Source organism: Bacteroidota bacterium (genome assembly GCA_034723125.1).
Taxonomy (GTDB): Bacteria; Bacteroidota; Bacteroidia; order CAILMK01; family JAAYUY01; genus JAYEOP01.
In genome coordinates this window covers 1-3789 of record JAYEOP010000172.1, presented here as the reverse complement: position 1 = coordinate 3789, position 3789 = coordinate 1, and the positions used below count along the sequence as shown (strand labels likewise).

The 3789-nt window shown below is 29.7% G+C and carries 4 protein-coding genes; all 4 read left to right on the top strand.

The genetic code is table 11. From position 1 onward, the window contains the following. Positions 1 to 488 precede the first annotated feature (488 nt). Positions 489 to 935: a hypothetical protein gene (locus U9R42_05195; protein MEA3495414.1), complete on the top strand. Its 447-nt coding sequence runs from the start codon at positions 489 to 491 to the stop codon at positions 933 to 935. A 4-nt stretch (positions 936 to 939) separates the two neighbouring features. Then, positions 940 to 1101, top strand: a complete 162-nt coding sequence (locus tag U9R42_05190; GenBank protein ID MEA3495413.1) for a hypothetical protein — start codon at positions 940 to 942, stop codon at positions 1099 to 1101. A gap of 394 nt (positions 1102 to 1495) precedes the next feature. Next, entirely contained in the window at positions 1496 to 2170 is a 675-nt protein-coding gene (locus U9R42_05185) for a hypothetical protein (protein ID MEA3495412.1), read from the top strand. Positions 2171 to 2479: 309 nt separating this feature from the next. Next, the gene (locus U9R42_05180) at positions 2480 to 3727 is read left to right on the top strand and encodes a competence/damage-inducible protein A (GenBank protein ID MEA3495411.1); all 1248 of its coding nucleotides are present in this window, start codon (positions 2480 to 2482) and stop codon (positions 3725 to 3727) included. Positions 3728 to 3789 lie beyond the last annotated feature (62 nt).

Genomic DNA, 3789 nt, shown 5'->3' with positions numbered 1-3789 from the left:
AGATTGTGGGACGTTTTTAATTTAGATGATATAAAAATATGAGTTAACTATACACTAAACAAGGCTTCAATCGACTACAAAACAATCACTTGTAAGTGCAGTAATTTGCTCTGTGGAAAACTCAAGTAAAATTAGTGATTGTATTTTGGCAACATTTCATTTTTTTTAATACTTTTTTATTTTAAATAATTCATTTTTATTGATTTTTAAGTTAAATTTTAATTTTTGTACATAATTCTTCCATTGATGTTTATTTCTTTAAATTTCTGATAAGTTTTTAATCATAAAATTAACAAGCAATTATTTTGATGAGACAACAAAATGTATGATTTAAAAAAAACAGCTATTTGGAGAATTACTGATTGAGTACAAATATCAATGTTTGGGCTTATTAGACAGACTGCCGTTAGCTACTATACATAGAAACACAGAATTTAACATTGAAAGATTAAGAATAAAATTGTAACTTTGCTTGAAAATTAACAAATATGAATCTGCCGAAATATCAATTAAGTGCTGAAAATTCATTAACTGTGTTTGAGTTTATAAGTATTGGCCCGAAAGGAAATATACCAAAATTGATTAAATTCAGTGAAACACATTTGAAAGATTTCTATAATATTGGATTCGGGGACAAAAATCTTGAAACTGGAGATATTGACGATAAAGTAGTTTCAAACAATGGAGACAGTGATAAGGTTTTAGCAACAGTTGTTTCTGCGGTTTATGCTTTTACTGACTTAAACCCTGAAACCTGGGTTTATGCAACGGGAAGTACAAAAGCAAGGACAAGGTTGTATCGAATGGGAATTAGTAAATATTATGACAAAGTATCACACGATTTTGAAGTTTTTGGACTGAAAGATGAACAGTGGATTAGATTTGACAAAGAAATAGATTTTGAAGCATTTGTTGTAAAACGAATTAAAAAGTAATATTATGATTACAATTGAAGAATTGAATAAAAGAAAAATTCCAATCGTTAAGATTGATAATTCATTGAAAAAATTTAAAAAAATGCCTTTATTTGAAGACAAAATAAAAAAGGCAAACGAGACTTTAAAAAAAGTTGGACTACCAAGACTTGAAAAAGTACAGTAGCTAACAAAGGCTATACGTAATTTGGGTAATTAGCTGATAATGAAACTTGTAGAGCTGGGTATAATTTAGTGACAAATTGAAAATTAATCGTTTCAAAGTCCCAAACTACGCATAGCCAAGCCGTCAGACTGTCTAAAAACTATCCACAAATTGTAGATAAAAATAATTTGCCACCAAAGGAATAATTTCTATTTTTATACTATGAAATTTATACAAGGAAAAGACAGAAGACAGGCATATATTTTTCCAACATCACTGGAAGAAGCAATTCGAAAAACGCAACCTAAAAAAAGCAAATTATTTTTGAGCAAAGCAGAAATAGCTTTATATTTGACAAAAATTTAATCGGTGGTTAGGGTTATTAGACAGACTGCCGTTAGTTGTTATTAAAGCAATGAAAAAAGTATTTATTACCATATTACTAATTTTATTATTCCTGAGTTCATATTCTTGTGGAAAGGCATATGTTAATAAACTTTATCCGATAGGATTTGTAAAATCTAAATTAATTGTAGTTGAAACTTCATTAGATAGATTTTGGGCAAGAGATACTGAAGAGAATCCAGTAAAAAGAGAGGAACGAACGAGATGGAAAGGCATTATCTTATTAAAAGAATTGAATAAAAATGGGGAATTTGAAATAATTGAAATAGTTGATACAATTGAAATAATAGACAATAGATATGTTGATGAAATAAGACCATATTTCGAGAAAGCAATTCAAAAAGCGAAGTCAATTCCATACTTTGAAATAATTCCAGAAATATCGCTTACTATGTGCAATTTGAACAAGGAATGTGGTAATTTAAAATTGTTAAAACAATCTGAGACTACAATAGAAATTGAAATAGGAAACAAAAAACACAAAAATGACTTTACTAAAATATTTATAGAAAATTCATCACCAAGTGGAGGTATATTAAATCAGAATTTTAAAATACAATCAATTCGTGAATTAGAATTAGATGAAGATTTATATTTGATAATTCACATTGCATCAGGCGAAATACATAATTCACAAATCGACTTGAAAGAAGAAATGAAAGATATGGTATTTAAAGATATTTGAAGTAGTATTTACAAAGAAGTAACATTGTATCACGGTTTGGGACTTGATATAATAATTAAAAAATAACAACAGCTAACACCTAAGCATATAAAAACCCATAGTGCATGGCCACCTATGGTTTTTATGTACGTTGTTGAGCCTGCCTGCCAAGGTTCGACAGGCGGGCGAAACCAAAAGTAAGTTGAAAGATTTGTGTTCCAAAAACCGCCAAAAGCCATATACTTAACGTCAGTCTGTCAAAAAACTATTAAAAAGCAATTATTTTTGTCATTATTTTTCTAAATTGTAATTTTGATAAAAATTAATTACATGGATACAGGAATTATTGTCATAGGAAATGAAGTATTGAGTGGAGAGACATTAGATACGAATTCGCAGTTTTTGGGAAAGGAATTAAATTTAATTGGGCTGAGCGTTAAAAAGAAAATAAGCATTCCTGATGAACGTGAGTGTATTTTTAATTCTATAAATGAAATTTTTAAAGTTGTTGATACTGTTATTGTTTCGGGTGGACTTGGACCAACAAATGATGATATTACCAAAAAAACTCTAACTGAATATTTTAATACGAAATTAAGATTTGATGAAAAGGTTTTTGAAGATGTAAAAAATATATTGAAACACAGAATTAAAAAAATCACAAAATATCATAAAGACCAAGCGTTAATTCCTGAAAAGGCTATTGCTTTAACAAATAAATATGGCACAGCACCCGGATTACTATTTGAAGAAAATGGAAAAATTTTAATTTCTTTACCGGGAATACCCTTTGAATTAAAAGCTTTAATGACAAATGAAGTTGTTCCATTTTTAAAAACAAAGATAAAAAATGTTGCTTTGATAAATAAAAATATCAGAACAATTGCTATCTCGGAATCACGTATTGCTGAAATAATAAAAGATATTGAAGATAATTTGGAAACAAATTTATCAATGGCTTATTTGCCTTCACTTGCTCAGGTAAAAATAAGACTTACTGCAAAAGGAGAAAATTATTTTTTGTTGGAAAAACAAATTAATAATGTAATAGAAAAAATTAAACAGAGGATTGGAGAGTATATTTTTGGATATGATGAAATAACTATTCCTGAGGCAATTGGGAAATTACTTTTAGAAAAAAATGCAATGTTAGGAGTTGCAGAAAGTTGTACAGGAGGGAACATTTCTCATCAAATAACATTAATACCCGGAAGTTCTCAATATTTTAAAGGAGCTGTAATCGCATATTCAAATGAAGTGAAAATGAGCAAATTATCAGTTCCTAAAAAAACCTTAATTGATTACGGTGCAGTAAGTCAGCAAACGGCAGAGGCAATGGCTCAAGGAATAATAGAAAATTTGAATACTGATTTTTCAATAGCAACCACCGGAATTGCAGGACCCGATGGAGGAACTGATGATAAAGCTGTTGGTACGGTTTGGATTGCTGTTGCATCAAAAAATATAGTTGTTTCAAAAAAAATATTCCACGCTAAAGGAAGGTTGCAGAATATTCAGTATTCAACAATTATAGCTCTTGATATGCTGAGGAGGTTGATGAGAGGTGAGGGGAGGTGAGAGGTGAGAGGTGAGAGGTGAGAGGTGAGAGGTGAGGAGTGAGAGGTGAGGAGTGAGAGGTG

Excerpts from the sequence above, each read along its gene's own strand:
- U9R42_05185 (MEA3495412.1), top strand. The coding sequence starts at position 1,496 with ATGAAAAAAGTATTTATTACCATATTACTAATTTTATTATTCCTGAGT.
- U9R42_05195 (MEA3495414.1), top strand. The coding sequence starts at position 489 with ATGAATCTGCCGAAATATCAATTAAGTGCTGAAAATTCATTAACTGTG.
- U9R42_05180 (MEA3495411.1), top strand. The coding sequence starts at position 2,480 with ATGGATACAGGAATTATTGTCATAGGAAATGAAGTATTGAGTGGAGAG.
- U9R42_05190 (MEA3495413.1), top strand. The coding sequence starts at position 940 with ATGATTACAATTGAAGAATTGAATAAAAGAAAAATTCCAATCGTTAAG.